The organism is Paenibacillus sp. FSL R7-0210, assembly GCF_038009085.1.
Lineage (GTDB): Bacteria > Bacillota > Bacilli > Paenibacillales > Paenibacillaceae > Paenibacillus_AQ > Paenibacillus_AQ silagei.
The window spans coordinates 5,852,096-5,866,228 of sequence record NZ_JBBPAR010000001.1; the positions used below are offsets into that span (position 1 = coordinate 5,852,096).

Genomic DNA, 14,133 nt, shown 5'->3' on the forward strand with positions numbered 1-14,133 from the left:
TTATTCCCCTCTCTTCTGGTCAATCAGAACCGGACGATGTCCCCGGGTCCATAAGCTTAGGATTTCATCCAGCTCCAGGCTGCGGCTCTTGAGTACCTTTACGCCCAAATCGTGAATGCGTTTCTCATACAGATAAATTTGCTGGGTTAAAAATGAAGCCACACCCGGCGTTTCCAGCTTCAGCTCCAACGCTTGCGGCAGCTCGGCTGCCAGCTCCTGCAGTTCTTGCTCTCCCTCAATTTGAACCCATATTTCACTCCATGAACCAAACAGACTGTCCTTCTCGGTCATTCCCAGCAGCTGCCCCTGGTGCATCAGCACGATATAATCCGCCAGCCGCCGGACCTCTTCAACAATATGGGTCGAGATGACAATCGTGGCCTCGTGTTCATCCATGTATCTCTGCAGCGTCTCAATCATGATCTTCCAGGCAAAAGGGTCCAGGCCCGAAGACGGCTCATCCAGCAGCAGCAGCCGGGGCTTCACCGCGAGGGCGGCGGCAAGCTCGAACTTGCGGCGCTCGCCCTTGGACATCTTGCCCAGTCTGGCATTCGGCGGCACTTCAAACTTACGGGTCAGCTCCTCGAAGTAAGTCTGGTCCCAGGAAGGATACCAATGGCTGCGGAAGGCGGCCGCCTCACCGGGTGTCCAGAAGTTCTCCTCAGGCTGGGGCATCTCCGGCACGTAAGCGATGCTCTGGCGGAGCTCCATCGGCAGCACACCGCGGTAAGTCTCTTCATACCAGCGGATCTCCCCTTCATCCGGCAAAATCAGCTGCAGGAGCATATTCAGCAGCGTGCTTTTGCCCGCGCCGTTCTGGCCCACCAGCGCTGTAATATATCCTTGCGGCAGCCGGAGATTCATCGGCCCGATGGTCTTGTTGCGCCGCTTCTTCCATACATCCCGCAGTTCTATGGCTTGCTGTCCCATCAGCTTCCCCCTCTTTCTGCCTGCTTCCCGTATTTGTTCTTCACGATCTCTGTGAACAGCCTGGTTAGTTCCTCTTCGCTGCAATGGACGGACAGTCCCGCCTCCACGGCGCTCTCCAGCGCCTTGCGGACGGTCTCCTGCTTATAGTCCTCCATGGCTCCGGTCCCGATATGGGATACGAAGGTGCCCGTCCCCTGCCGGGTCCGCAGCAAGCCCTCGTTCTCCAGATCCTGATAGACGCGGCGGACCGTTATGACACTGCACTTCAGGTCACCTGCGAATTCGCGGATGGAAGGAAGCAGCGTCCCTTCTGTAATCGCACCTGAGATAATCAGCGATCTGAGCTGCGTCTCGATCTGATGGTACAGCGGCTCTGCGCTGTTCTCATTAATTTGTATAGGTATCCACATCATTTACACCTGCCTTCCAGGCCCGGCCCCCGGATGAACGCCTTGCCCCGTCTCATACGAGATCACGGCTCTTCAGCCGGTGAATCGTCCATCTGGAGAATAGCTGAATCGATAGCATGCCAAGTGCCAGCGCCCCCCACATCAAGGGAGACAATAGGCCCCACTCCTTGGATACAGCGACCGTGGCGAGCAGTATATTGCCTCCCGCCAGGTAGACTAGTCCTGACACGCCCAGCGCCAGCAGCATAACGGCTGAGATGATCCAGAAGTACATGACGCCGCTGACCGAGAACTCGATGATAATGTACATGCCAGCGACAATCAGGCTGTAACCGATCCAGGTAAAAGCAAAAGCCAGATACGAAGCAGGCGGCAGTTCAGCGCGTATTCCGGGGCTGAGCAGATAGATCAGGCTGAAGAACAACGTGCTGTTCATGGCAACGGCGAGCAGGGTGTCCAGCTTTCTTTTACAGAGAATAGCTGCTACCGGTACCGGCAACGCCCGCATATACGCCAGCATCCGGGTATAGGAATCCTCCGAGATATACTTCATTGTCCGCCGGGAGAAGGTGATCGTGAGCATGAGCATCATCGTAACCATCAGAACATCGCTGAGCAACTGCTTGTCATGTCCCGTTAGCGTATCGTCGATGACCATTCCTGACAGTGCGGCAAAATATCCCATGAACAGGAGCGAGAACAGCAGCGCCCACAGCAGCTTCCAGCGGTCACCGTGGAATTCGCTGCGTACGATGACCCACGCTTGCTTTAATGTTGTCATAACTTCTAACCTCGCTTTATTCGTCTTGAACAGCAGGAGCTGGCAGATCAGCTAGCCTCAGTGTGTATCTGTGTGTGCTTACTGTATATATCTATATACACAGTATATGACCTGTGTTTTCCACTGTCAACAGAAAAACTCTACTATTCTTAGTATTTCGATTCCACGCACGAAAAAAACCCCGCACATAGGCGGAGTCTGGACTTTATTATTGGAGCATACGCGGGATTTGCGGCACAAGGACCGGATTTCGATGCAACAAACCACATGAAGCTAAGTCTGTATGTATACTTTGACGTTTTTTGTCGTACAATATCACTTATGCGACTTTTTTTGAGTAAAATACGATAAACCATGCATACTTGCGCATAATCAAGCAGCCATGCGTTTATTATAGGTCATTTCCTAACTTCTGTATAGAAACTTCGCTGGATCAGCCCCTCTGTTTCCACAATTATGTTCCATTCGTGCTTCTGCAATTTTTGTCGAATCTAATCTATTGTATGAACGTGCGCAGGCTGTCCTCGACAAAATCCGGGGCAGCCTTTTGAATCTGCTGAACGGTGTGGAGATAACGCTGAGTGGTGTTGATGTGGGAATGCCCCAGCGATTCCTGAACCTGCTGAAGCGACGCTCCCTGGAGCAAGGCCAGTGTGGCATTCGTGTGGCGCAGCCAGTGCGGGGTCAGCTTTTTCTCAATTGAGCTGGCTTCTCCGGCATTCTTGATAATCCGTTCCACCTGCCGTGAAGATAACGGAAACATCCGCTGCTCCGGGTTGGCCTCTTCCTTCCCTGGCAAGGTATCAGACAACTTGGAATACAGCTGCCACAGGGTCGGCGGAACCTTAATTTCCCTAGGCTTGCCCCCCTTGCCGTTCTCCACGGTCAGCCAGACCGAGGTCTCCAGCAGATCATTATGGAAGTCCCCCCACTTCATCGCCGTCAGCTCTGACACCCGCAGACCGAGCACTACCAGCGTCAGCCCGATCAGATAATTGCGCAGTCCTTGCTTCTCCAGTACATTCAGTAATTCCCCCACCTCCCGTTTGGTCAGGAAGTTTTTGCGGCTGGTAACGGTTATTTTGGGGATGCGTACCGAAGAGGTCGGATTCACTGCAAAAATCCCGATATGCTGGTCACTCCCCCATTTATAAAAAGACTTCAACGGCGCAAGGAATGCCGCTATGCTTGCCGGTGCCAGCTGCCTCTGATAACTGTAGCCCCCCTGCGTCAGGAAAATCTTATACGCCTCCATCTCCCTCCAGGTCACTGCCCTTAAGGAGGTGCCTGCAATAAATCTGCGGAAATCGGCAATCGCCCGCTTATAATTCCGACCTGTATTAACATTCGTACAGCAGGTAGCCATAAACATCTGAACAATCTGATCATCGCTTAGGTAGCCCTCTTCCGGGTACACCAAGCTGAGCGCCGTACGGCTAAATTCGGTCTGGCTCATTCTTTTTTCATCACTCCTCAGGAATAGACATGTCGCATAAGTGATATTGTACGACATTTTTGTGGTATTTTGTCCCATTATCACACAGGAATGGCCAAAGACCGGAATACACAAGATCAGCAGAAGGTAACGCGAAGAACTCAGGAGGGGGACGGAGACAGAATAGCGGCTGCGGGCCAGCTAAGTAATATGAGAAGCCGGAGGGTAACTATGGAGACCGTTTTGCAGAAACAATATGTTGAATTCGGGGTAGATCACGAGCATTATGCGATCCCGATCTCAGATGTTCATGAAATTATAAGAATGCAGGAAATAACGGAAATCCCCAGCAGCCGTCACTACGTTAAGGGCATTATCAACCTCAGGGGTAAAATTGTGCCGGTGCTCAGCCTTAGAGTGCTGCTTCAGATGGAAGAAGTGGAGCCGACCAAACACACACGCATTCTGGTGGTCCATCACCAGGAGGAATCCCTGGGCGTTATTGTCGACAACGTGAATAAAGTGACGACCTTCAGCGATATTCAGCCTGCACAGGGCAGCATCTCTGGAGTCAGCGGCTCCTTCTTCAACGGAGTAGGCTTCTCTTCTTCCGAGCTGGTCGGCATTCTGCGGCTGGATGAGATCCTGCTGCGAGACTAAACAAAGGCTAAACGGAGAGAAGGCGAACCATGGTTGATTTATCGGAATACCGAGGGATATTTCTGGAGGAACTTGAGGACCAGCTGCAGCTGATCGAGGATGAGGTGCTCAGGCTGGAGCAGACCGGGGAGACAGAAGACGGAATCCAGCAGTTTTTCCGGGCGGCCCATACCCTTAAGGGCTCCTCGGCCTCTATGGGCTACAACGGGCTGAAGGAAGTCACGCATCATCTGGAGCATCTGCTTCATCAGATGCGGGGAGGGGAGCGGACGGTCACGCCGGAGCTGATCCGCCTGTTCTTCGGAGCGCTGGATGGAATGCGCGCGCTGCAGAGCGAGATCGCTGCTACGGATCAGGAGACCACAGATGTGTCCGGTCTGGTGCAGCGGCTGAGTACATTCGCAGCGGAGGAGCTGCAGAAGCCGGAGGATAAGGTCCCTGCTGTGCAGACAAGTCAGGCAGAGCTTCCCCTCCAGCTGTTCTGGGTGCATGTGTGGCTCTCTCCCGGCTGTGAGATGAAGCTGCCCCGTCTTCACCTGATCGATGCCAAGCTGCGGAGTGTCGCTGCGGTCCTGCGCATGAAGCCGGAGCTGGAAGAGATAGAGGACCACGACAGCCGGATCGACGAGGCCTCCTGGTTGCTGTCGCCTAAGATCGATATCGAGGAGCTCCGTCAGGAGGTCTTATCCATTATGGATGTTGATCGTATATACATAGAAGAAGTGCTTAACGATTCCCCGCGTCCCGGTGAATTCGTGAGACCGCCCCATCCGGAGACGGGGAGCCGGGAGCTCCCGGAAGTACCAGAATCCCCGCCGTCTGCCGCTGACAAAACCAAGCCGCAAACGATCCGCGTCCAGGTGGAGCGTCTGGAGAAGCTGATGAACCTGGCGGGTGAGCTGGTCATCGATCAGACCCGGTTCCATCTGCTGAACCGCAGATTCCACCAGCAATACGGAACCAATGATCTGACAGAGGAGCTGGGCCAGCTTGCCGACCATCTGGCTATGATTACGGGGGAACTGCAGGAGAGCATGATTAAGGTGCGGATGCTGCCGATAGAGCAGCTGTTCAACCGTCTGCCCCGCATGGTCCGGGACTTGTCCGGCTCCCTGAACAAGCAGGTTGAGCTGGTTCTTGAAGGCAAGGAGACGGAGCTGGACCGGACGCTCATTGAAGAGCTTGGCGACCCGCTGATCCATCTGCTGCGCAATGCCGTTGATCACGGTATAGAGACCCCTGAAATCCGCCGCAGCGCCGGCAAAAGCGAGACCGGAACCGTCCGCGTCGCGGCCTCCCATGAGGATAATCAGGTTATCCTGGTCATCGAGGACGACGGGGCCGGGATTGATTCCAGCCTGATTGCAGAGTCTGCCCTGCGGAAGGGCATCATTACGGCTGAAGAGGCCGGCGGGATGACTGAGGATGAGGCGCTGCGGCTTATTTTCCGGCCCGGCTTCTCTACCGCCCCGCACATCAGCGATATTTCCGGCCGCGGGGTCGGAATGGATATCGTCCGCAATGATATTGAACGGATTAACGGTATGATCGATATCGAAACCACGCGGGGGCAAGGCACCCGCTTCCGGATTCGTCTGCCCCTGACGCTCGCCATCATCCGGGGTCTGCTCGTTCATGCCGGGGGAGCCACCTTCGTGATTCCCATGAGCAGTGTGGCCGAGATTGTCCGCGTCACTCCAGAGGAGATCAGCTCTGTCCGGGGCCAGCCTGTCATTACCGCACGGGGACAGCTCGTACCGGTGGTCTGGCTGCAGGATATCCTGCGGCTCCCCGCAGGTGCGGGCGGCAGATCAGCATCCATTCCGCTGATTATCGTAGGGCGGGGAGAGAAACGGCTGGCACTGGCCGTGGATACACTTATCGGCAATCAGGATATCGTAATCAAATCGCTCGGGGCCTACATGGGCAAGACTGAGAACATATCAGGAGCTACCATCCTGGGAAATGGCAATATCGCTCTGATCATAGATACAGCCAGCTTATTTTTCAATACGGGAGTCTTCGCTTAACAAAATCATCTTTACTGGGGGAAACAGGTATGAAATGGTTCTATAATCTAAAAACAAGCGTGAAATTAATCTCGTCCTTCCTGACCGTCGCTGTCATTCTTTCCTTCGTGGGCCTCTACGGTCTCAGCAACCTCGGCTCGATTAATAACAGTCTGGACGATATGTATGTGAACAATCTGGTTCCCGTCTCCTCCCTGCAAAGCTCACAGAACAGCTTCTCGGTCATGCGCGTTATCGTCAGGGATCTGTACATTAAGAAGACCCCTGAGGAACGCCAGCAGCGGGTGGACGATTATAAAAAAGAGAAGCAGAACGTACTCGATAACATCGCGGCCTTCCGCAAAACCAAGCTGAGCGCGGAATCGGTTCAAGCCATTGCCCCTTTTGAAGCGGCATGGAATGATTATCTGTTAACGTACGATTCTCTTGTCAGCCTCTCCCTGACGGGACAGGACGAGAAGCTGCTGGAGATGCTGCGCGGCAGCACGCTTAACAACCAAGGCGATACCTTGAAGAATATTCTGAACGAGCTGATTCTCACCAACACCAAGGAAGCGGATCAGGCCAGACAGAGCGGAGCCGCACTCTATAGCTCTTCGCGTAATATTACCCTCAGTATCATTATCGGTGCAGTCATTCTGTGCATCCTGCTAGGGTATATCATCTCCCGGATTATTTCTAATCCGCTGGCGAAGGTTGTCAAGGTTCTCTCGAAGGTGGCTGACGGCGACCTGCGCAGCCAATCCGATATCGACACCAGAGATGAAATCGGCATCCTGGCTGCCAAGGTGAACGAGATGGTCAGCAGCCTCCGTAACACAGTGGGCTCCATCCTGCTGCATTCCCAGAGCCTGTCCGCCGCCGCCGAGGAGATCTCCGCCAGTACGCAAGAGGTGGCAAGCGGCAGCACGACCACAGCGGATGATGCCGGGACCATCAGCGAGTTATTCAAAGAGCTGTCCAGCGCGATCCACTCTGTAGCCCAGAATACCGAGCAGGCCTCGGTCATCTCCGATGAGACCGTTACGATTGCCGAGAACGGGAACAGCATCATTCAGGAGTCGATGGAGAGTATGCAGGCTGTCAGCGGACAGATGGCTAAGCTTGAGGAGGACTCGCAGAAGGTCGGCGAGATTATCGATGTTATTGAGGATATTGCAGATCAGACCAACCTGCTTGCTCTGAATGCCGCCATTGAAGCCGCAAGAGCGGGGGAACAGGGCCGGGGCTTCGCGGTGGTGGCTGACGAGGTGCGCAAGCTGGCCGAGCGCAGCGGCGAGGCCACTAAGCAGATCACCAGCATCATCAAGGGGATGCAGGTGAATACACGCTACAGCGTGAGCGCTGTGCAGGAGAGTGCGGAGCTGTCGCAGAAGACCGGCGTTTCTTTTCATCAGATCGTGACGATGGTCAACAACGCCGGACAGAAGATATCCGAAATCGCCGCCGCCAGCGAAGAACAAGCCGCCCAGTCCACCAACGTTCTCGCTGCCGTGGAGAGCATCTCCGCCACCACCCAGCAGTCCGCCGCCAGCAGCGAAGAGACCGCCTCCTCCGCCCAGTCCCTGGCCAGCCTGGCTGAGGAGCTGCAGAGCACGGTGTCTTCGTTTCGGTTGTAGCTTCATCCTTGCTCCAAGCATCAATATTTAGACAAACCTTGAAAGTGAAACAGCGGCAGTGGTGGACAGAAATTCAAGTCCTAGACTGTCGCTGTTTATTGAGCTGACGGTTACCGTTAGCTGAATCGATTAACGATATTCTTCAGATTTAGCTGTTCACGTAACAACATCCAGCTTTCCGCCACGGTTTGATGAGCCGTGTCGATCATGCCTTGGTCGTTAGAGCTTAACCGCCTGAGAATATGCTCTTCGTAAATTATCACTCCGCATCACGTATGAATTCTTTATTCCAATGATTATCGGTGTAACCCCGATTATTATTCCATTCAGCCAGCATTAGTCTTTGTCTAATTTCTAAATCAGAGTAGGGAGCAGCCACAATTTCAATGTCATTAAATAAATCATTATAAATCGGCAACGGACTTGTCCTTTCTTTGAATTTTTTAAATGCTCCGATTTCAGCATCATTTGCAGCCCACACCACTTTTTTTATCTTGGAGAGAACTATAGTCCCCGTACACATTGGACAGGGCTCGCACGTCGTATATAACGTAAGCCCGTTATCTACAACAAATTTCTTACTTTCAACATCTAATATCTTATGTCCAGCCTTTCTTATAGCGTCTACTTCTGCATGTGAAGTTGTATCATAGCTGGAAAAAACTCTATTTCTACCCCGGCTAACAACGGTTCCGTTAGAATCAATAATGACTGCCCCAATTGGGTAAGTCCCTTCTTCTTTTGCTTTTTCAGCTTCTTCGAAGGCAAGCAGAAGGTATTCATAGTGGTTGTCCATTTTCACCCATCCTAACTAAATTTCATTCTATTTTTCGGGTTCCCATAAGAAAAGTATCATACCCAGGAACGTTTCAGAACAGGGATACACCGATTCAAAGGTTTTAGTGTACAGTTCTGAACGCAGCTAATGGCGTTAATTGGATTTTTTCCATCCAATCCTGCGGCACCGCCCCATTCACGGACAGCAGTTGGACAAACAACACTTAATTTCTACGATTCCGTCCAATTCGATGATTTTCGGGGAATTAGGTGGACTTTTTCCAATTGCTTACCTGCAACTGGCTGTATCGCTGGAACTAAGTGTGCTTTTTCCAACTATCATCATTGTCCCTCTTCGCCGAACCCATCAATTAATGAAATCCCCTTGGTAATACGCACTGTACTCTCTTGCAAGAACCCACGCGTCCAATCGTCAGCCTGGGTTAAATCCCAACTCCGGTGCATGCCGACGACTACGATAATTTCACGCAGTTTAAGAAACAAATCCAGTTGACTCTTCCAGCCATCGGGGAACTGCCGGCCATCCTCCGCGTAGCCCAGCTCGAAATGCCGGATAAAAAGCTCGTATTGCGCCTTACGTTCAGACCTTGAATCCTCCCCAAATACATACAGTAAATAATAGAGCTGGATAGCAATATCCTCAGCATACCAGCTGTATTGAGACTCATCGAAATCAAAAAGCGTTATCCGCCCTGACTCATCTACCAAGAAATTACCTACGTTGATATCCCCGTGAATTAAACCGAAATTATCTGAGGTAACAGGCAAACTGCTCAAATCAGCTTTTAGTGCGTCTAGGGCATGCAGAATGGGCCCAAGCTCTGCCGGCAAATAATCTTTCGCCCGCACAAGGTATTCATTAGTTTCCCAGGTATGTCTTCTGGATACCAGTTTGTACTGCTTAGTCAGTTCATGAATATGGCCTGTAATACGGCCACATTGTTCGTATAGCATCGGATTCCCCAGGCATTCCGGATATCCGACTTTTGTGCCGGGTGCAAAATCGAACGCTGCTGCGTAAAAATCCATCGTATTTCCATGAATACGCTCAAAATCCTTTCCATTCACCGATAGTACCCGCCCAATGTGTTCGGTTTTTCGACTACATTTCGCCTGCACCCTCCCGGCTCCTCATTCAAAAAAGCCCGCCCCTCCCCCGCAGCAGCGGCAGATGGACAGGCTTTTCCCCTATGATCCAGGACTTCTCTTCCCTCGGCCTAAGCGCCCAGGATGATTTCCCAGACCGGCTTCGTATGTCCGCCCGGATAGAAGATATACAGCAGGACGTAGACAGCGACTCCCGTAATAGCGGTGATGAACCAGATGACGGAGGTCACTCTGCCCCACTTGCGGTGCTTGGCATACTTGGCCTTGAAGCCAAGCGTCAGCGTGGTGATGCCGAATACGGCAGCGACGGTAGCCAGTACAATGTGGAAGATCAGGAAGACATGGTAGATCGTCGTCAGCTCATCCGGTCCTCCCCAGGAGGTATTGCCTACGAACACCGTTCTTGACGAGTACACCAGGAAGAACAGAATCGCTGCCACCGCAGCTGCAATCATCGTCTTCTTGTGCGCTTCGCGTTTGCCTTGAATGATCTGTCTCCAGCCGATGGCCACCAGCACCGCGCTTATGACGATGAACGATGTACTGATCGTAGGAAACAATGTGAAAATATCCATGAATATCCCCCTCGGTACTTACCAGCTCGTTATAGTTCAGACCTCCTCCGCCAGGGCAGAGGGTGACGCGGACACTTCTGTGTCCTCTTGTCCGTTCTCTTTTTTATACCAATGATAGAACACATAAGCAAGCATCGAGGCGAAAATAAATTCCTGAATGAACTTCATCACGATGCCGCCGACCTGCTGATCTACCTTGGGGGACAGAGATCCGAAGAAGCCGGGACCGCCAAAAGCCTGCAATAATGCAGCCGGACTCTGCGGTACACAGTAGCCCATCGCCTTCGCCCAGGTGCCCGGGTCGCTATACGTAGCATAGAGGGGGGAGCCCGCAAAAATAATCAGCCCGCAGGCTGGTGTCAGCAGCACCATGTTCAGGAAGATGAAGCCCACCTGCCCCAGACCGCTAAGCGCCCGGTATTCCGGCAAGGGGTTAATCAGATTCCACCACATCAGCGCCGAGGTCAGGAACAGGATGCCATAATACAGACGGTGAACGGTGAAATGCAGCATGACATAATCATGGATGGCGGGGATGTGGTAGAGCGAGAACAGACCATTGAAGAGCAGGGCCGCCACCACCGGCTTCGCGAGAAAAGCCAGTCCCTTCACCGGATTCACCCGCAGCAGAGCACGCCAGCACCAGTCGGGGATACCGAGCATAATCAACGGGACCGCCACCAGATAGGATAAGGCCATACTCACCATATGGAAGGAAAATAAGATATGTCCCAGCAGACTGACAGGTCCTCCCTGCGCAAGATAGAGGGCCAGCATTCCGCATAAGAACAGCCCCCTCCGCCAGAAGGGGACTGCAGTGCTGCCCTCAAAACGGGAGGCCAGCGGACCGATCAGCACAAAATATCCGGCAGTCAGGAGGAGCATCAGGGCCAGAAACAACGGACTCCATAGTTCCGTAAAGCTGAAATATTGCAATCCCGGTATCATCCTCAAGACCTCCCCGGAGATAGAATCAATCCCACCATACCCAATAGAGCGCCATTACAATACAGGTGCCTGCGATAAAAAAGCCGCCCAGCATGAAGATAATCGGGAGCATATGCCCTTTGTCCTTCAGATGCATCCAGAAGCCCATCTGCAGGAACACCTGCAGCACAGCCATTACTAGCAGCAGGATAATCGCAAAGGTAGCATTCACCCCTCCGGCCGCCACCGCGGCAAAGGCGATCAGCGTCAGCACCACGGAGAACACAAACACCACAATATGCCGCTGCGGTCCTTCCGGACGGTGCCGGTGCTTCACCGCAGAATCTGAAGAAGGCTGCTTCGTCGTCATGGCTTCACCCCACCTTTCCGAGCAGGTATACGACTGTGAAGATAAAGACCCACACCACATCAATGAAATGCCAATACATCGCCGAGACATAGATCTTCGGTGCAGTAACGACCGTCAAGCCTTTATGCGCCAATTGCCCGATCAGCACGGAGATCCACAGAATCCCGAAGGCGACATGGGCACCGTGGAACCCGACCAGCGTATAAAAAGCCGAGCTGAACGCACTCGTCGTCATCCCGAATTCCTCATGCCGGATATATACACTGAACTCGTAGATCTCCAGGATCAGGAAGGCAAGGCCGAGCAGGACAGTCACCACCAGCCAGTTCCGTAGCTGGGCCACATTTCCCCGGTGCATGGCCTGAATGGCGAACACACTGGTCAGACTGCTGACCAGGAGGAGGAAGGTCGCTGCCGCAACAAGCGGCAGATGGAATAGCTCAGCCGCCGAGGGTCCCTCATTCGTCTGATTACGCAGCGCCAGGAAGGTAGCGAACAGGGTGCCGAAGAGCACCGCTTCCCCTCCGAGGAACAGCCAGAAGGCCAACACTTTATTGCGTCCTTCCAGGGTCGCTTTCTCGGGTTCATGCGGGAGTGTACCGTCCGCCGCTTCAGCATGTGCCGTTGTCATCTCTGCTCACCTTCCTTCCAGCTCTTCGGGTTCAATATGCCAGCCGTGATCGTCGAACAGCGACCGCATCAGCATCGATCCGAAGGTAATAAGAAGCCCCAGCGCTGTAACAATATAATTATTGAACAGGAAGCTCATAATGCTGCTGCTGAATTCATCGCGGCTGAACATAAAGCCAAGGCCCGCAATGAAGATACCGACGGACATCAGGAACGGCAGAATCGTGGCCGACGGCATATGAATCGGACCAATCGGCTCCGCCGGGGTCATGGCCTTATGCCCGGCCATTTTCTCTTTCCAGAAAGCATCCAGGCCCCGCACCAGCGGCGTCTGCTTGAAGTTATATTCCGGCGGCGGCGAAGGGATCGTCCATTCCAGGGTCCGCCCGTCTTCCCACGGGTCTTCCGGCGCATCCGCCGGCCGTCTGGAGGTCAAGAACACATTTACAAGGAAGATAATCATGCCCACTCCCATCAGGAACGCCCCCACCGTACTGACCAGGTTGAGCGTATCGAACTGCTGGTTCGGCAAATAGGTAAATACGCGCCGCTGCATCCCCATCAGTCCCAGGAAATGCTGCACGAAGAACGTTAAGTGGAACCCGATAATGAAGGTCCAGAAGGTCCACTTGCCCAAGGATTCGCTAAGCATCCGCCCGAACATCTTCGGCCACCAGTAGTGCAGCCCGGCGAACAGCCCGAGCACCAGACCGCCAACGATTACATAGTGGAAATGCGCCACCACGAAGTACGTATCATGGAACTGGAAGTCTGCCGGCGCGGAGGCCAGCATCACCCCGGTTACTCCGCCCATCGTGAAGGTAGGAATGAACCCGGCCGCGAACAGATTCGGGGTCGTGAACCGTACCTGTCCGCCCCACATGGTGAACAGCCAGTTGAAGATCTTGATCCCGGTCGGGACGGCAATCAGCATCGTAGAGACGGAGAACAAGGCGTTCGCGACCGGACCGAGGCCGGTGGTGAACATATGATGCGCCCAGACCATGAAGCCCAGGAAGGCGATCAGAATTGTCGCGAAGACCATGGAGCTGTACCCGAACAGCCGCTTGCGCGAGAAGGTCGGAATGACCTCGGAGATGATGCCGAAGGCCGGGAGAATCAGAATATACACTTCGGGATGCCCGAAGATCCAGAAGATATGCTGCCACAGCACGGGATTGCCCCCTCCGGCAACATTGAAGAAATTGGCGTCCAGAATCCGGTCGAAGGTAAGCAGGACAAGTCCTACGGTAACCGCAGGGAATGCAAACAGAATAATGGCTGAGGTAATGAAGGTAGCCCAGGCGAACATCGGCATCCGCATGAAGGACATCCCCGGTGCACGCATCGTGATGATGGTAGCCAGGAAGTTAATCCCGCCAATCAGTGTGCCGAGTCCGGCAATCTGCAGCCCTATCGTATAAAAGTCCACTCCGTGTGAGGGACTGTAGCCCGTACTTGAAAGTGGGGTATAGGCCGTCCAGCCCGCATCCGGCGCGCCGCCCATCACCCAGCTCAGGTTAAGCAGAAGACCGCCGAACAGGAAGGTCCAGAAGCCCAGCGAGTTGAGAAAAGGAAAGGCGACATCCCGCGCGCCGATCTGCAGCGGAATCACCGCATTCATCAGCGCGAAAATAACCGGCATGACTCCTAGAAAGATCATGGTCGTGCCGTGCATGGTAATCAGCTCGTTGAAGGTCTGGGCATCCAGGAAGGTATTCATCGGCTTGATCAGCTGAATACGGATCAGGATCGCCTCCAGGCCGCCAATGCCGAAGAAAAGGCCGCCGGCCCATAGATACAGGATGGCTATTTTTTTGTGGTCGACGGTGGTAATCCAGTCCATCAGCCCGGTATGCCG

At 53.5% G+C, this 14,133-nt stretch carries 14 protein-coding genes; 3 read left to right on the plus strand and 11 right to left on the minus strand.

The genetic code is table 11. The annotated features are described in order from the left end of the window. The 4 genes from MKY64_RS24705 to MKY64_RS24720 all read right to left on the minus strand — a co-directional run bounded on the left by MKY64_RS24705 (position 1) and on the right by MKY64_RS24720 (position 3,577). Positions 1-930, minus strand: coding sequence for an ABC transporter ATP-binding protein (locus MKY64_RS24705; RefSeq protein ID WP_340956411.1), 930 nt, complete (start codon positions 928-930; stop codon positions 1-3). Beyond that, complete coding sequence (locus tag MKY64_RS24710; RefSeq protein WP_209877957.1) at positions 930-1,340, minus strand: GntR family transcriptional regulator; 411 nt, start codon at positions 1,338-1,340, stop codon at positions 930-932. The genes MKY64_RS24705 and MKY64_RS24710 overlap by 1 nt, the downstream gene beginning before the upstream one ends. Before the next feature lie 52 nt (positions 1,341-1,392). Beyond that, on the minus strand, positions 1,393-2,121 hold the full coding sequence (locus MKY64_RS24715) for a hypothetical protein (RefSeq protein WP_339312549.1): 729 nt from the start codon (positions 2,119-2,121) through the stop codon (positions 1,393-1,395). A gap of 496 nt (positions 2,122-2,617) precedes the next feature. Next, complete coding sequence (locus tag MKY64_RS24720; protein WP_340956413.1) at positions 2,618-3,577, minus strand: tyrosine-type recombinase/integrase; 960 nt, start codon at positions 3,575-3,577, stop codon at positions 2,618-2,620. Between the two features lie 210 nt (positions 3,578-3,787). On the opposite strand from MKY64_RS24720, the gene MKY64_RS24725 reads away from it, so the two are divergent. From MKY64_RS24725 to MKY64_RS24735, 3 genes are read left to right on the plus strand one after another with little or no spacing between them, the layout of a single operon-like run. Next, a complete protein-coding gene (locus tag MKY64_RS24725) occupies positions 3,788-4,216 on the plus strand; it encodes a chemotaxis protein CheW (protein ID WP_036722168.1) in 429 nt (142 codons plus the stop codon). A 29-nt stretch (positions 4,217-4,245) separates the two neighbouring features. Next, on the plus strand, positions 4,246-6,246 hold the full coding sequence (locus tag MKY64_RS24730; protein ID WP_340956415.1) for a chemotaxis protein CheA: 2,001 nt from the start codon (positions 4,246-4,248) through the stop codon (positions 6,244-6,246). Between the two features lie 29 nt (positions 6,247-6,275). Next, a complete protein-coding gene (locus MKY64_RS24735) occupies positions 6,276-7,865 on the plus strand; it encodes a methyl-accepting chemotaxis protein (protein WP_036722164.1) in 1,590 nt (529 codons plus the stop codon). A gap of 259 nt (positions 7,866-8,124) precedes the next feature. Here MKY64_RS24735 and MKY64_RS24740 read toward each other — a convergent pair whose 3' ends face one another. The 7 genes from MKY64_RS24740 to ctaD form a co-directional block, all read right to left on the minus strand. Further along, the gene (locus MKY64_RS24740) at positions 8,125-8,661 is read right to left on the minus strand and encodes a nucleoside deaminase (RefSeq protein ID WP_340825695.1); all 537 of its coding nucleotides are present in this window, start codon (positions 8,659-8,661) and stop codon (positions 8,125-8,127) included. 323 nt (positions 8,662-8,984) lie between these two features. Next, entirely contained in the window at positions 8,985-9,731 is a 747-nt protein-coding gene (locus MKY64_RS24745) for a phosphotransferase enzyme family protein (protein ID WP_340956420.1), read from the minus strand. 149 nt (positions 9,732-9,880) lie between these two features. Next, positions 9,881-10,345, minus strand: coding sequence for a DUF420 domain-containing protein (locus tag MKY64_RS24750; protein ID WP_036722160.1), 465 nt, complete (start codon positions 10,343-10,345; stop codon positions 9,881-9,883). Positions 10,346-10,381: 36 nt separating this feature from the next. Then, a complete protein-coding gene (ctaG, locus tag MKY64_RS24755) occupies positions 10,382-11,293 on the minus strand; it encodes a cytochrome c oxidase assembly factor CtaG (protein WP_445165059.1) in 912 nt (303 codons plus the stop codon). 25 nt (positions 11,294-11,318) lie between these two features. Beyond that, entirely contained in the window at positions 11,319-11,642 is a 324-nt protein-coding gene (locus MKY64_RS24760; protein ID WP_036722158.1) for a cytochrome C oxidase subunit IV family protein, read from the minus strand. Positions 11,643-11,646: 4 nt separating this feature from the next. Beyond that, positions 11,647-12,273, minus strand: a complete 627-nt coding sequence (locus tag MKY64_RS24765) for a cytochrome (ubi)quinol oxidase subunit III (protein WP_036722156.1) — start codon at positions 12,271-12,273, stop codon at positions 11,647-11,649. 6 nt (positions 12,274-12,279) lie between these two features. Continuing rightward, complete coding sequence (gene ctaD, locus MKY64_RS24770; RefSeq protein WP_076086550.1) at positions 12,280-14,118, minus strand: cytochrome c oxidase subunit I; 1,839 nt, start codon at positions 14,116-14,118, stop codon at positions 12,280-12,282. Positions 14,119-14,133 lie beyond the last annotated feature (15 nt).

What these genes read in the sequence shown, in the direction of transcription:
- MKY64_RS24705 (WP_340956411.1), bottom strand. Translation starts at nt 930, where the DNA reads ATGGGACAGCAAGCCATAGAACTGCGGGATGTATGGAAGAAGCGGCGC.
- MKY64_RS24760 (WP_036722158.1), bottom strand. Translation starts at nt 11,642, where the DNA reads ATGACGACGAAGCAGCCTTCTTCAGATTCTGCGGTGAAGCACCGGCAC.
- MKY64_RS24735 (WP_036722164.1), top strand. Translation starts at nt 6,276, where the DNA reads ATGAAATGGTTCTATAATCTAAAAACAAGCGTGAAATTAATCTCGTCC.
- ctaG (WP_445165059.1), bottom strand. Translation starts at nt 11,293, where the DNA reads ATGATACCGGGATTGCAATATTTCAGCTTTACGGAACTATGGAGTCCG.
- MKY64_RS24720 (WP_340956413.1), bottom strand. Translation starts at nt 3,577, where the DNA reads ATGAGCCAGACCGAATTTAGCCGTACGGCGCTCAGCTTGGTGTACCCG.
- MKY64_RS24765 (WP_036722156.1), bottom strand. Translation starts at nt 12,273, where the DNA reads ATGACAACGGCACATGCTGAAGCGGCGGACGGTACACTCCCGCATGAA.
- ctaD (WP_076086550.1), bottom strand. Translation starts at nt 14,118, where the DNA reads ATGGACTGGATTACCACCGTCGACCACAAAAAAATAGCCATCCTGTAT.
- MKY64_RS24715 (WP_339312549.1), bottom strand. Translation starts at nt 2,121, where the DNA reads ATGACAACATTAAAGCAAGCGTGGGTCATCGTACGCAGCGAATTCCAC.
- MKY64_RS24710 (WP_209877957.1), bottom strand. Translation starts at nt 1,340, where the DNA reads ATGTGGATACCTATACAAATTAATGAGAACAGCGCAGAGCCGCTGTAC.
- MKY64_RS24740 (WP_340825695.1), bottom strand. Translation starts at nt 8,661, where the DNA reads ATGGACAACCACTATGAATACCTTCTGCTTGCCTTCGAAGAAGCTGAA.
- MKY64_RS24730 (WP_340956415.1), top strand. Translation starts at nt 4,246, where the DNA reads ATGGTTGATTTATCGGAATACCGAGGGATATTTCTGGAGGAACTTGAG.
- MKY64_RS24750 (WP_036722160.1), bottom strand. Translation starts at nt 10,345, where the DNA reads ATGGATATTTTCACATTGTTTCCTACGATCAGTACATCGTTCATCGTC.
- MKY64_RS24725 (WP_036722168.1), top strand. Translation starts at nt 3,788, where the DNA reads ATGGAGACCGTTTTGCAGAAACAATATGTTGAATTCGGGGTAGATCAC.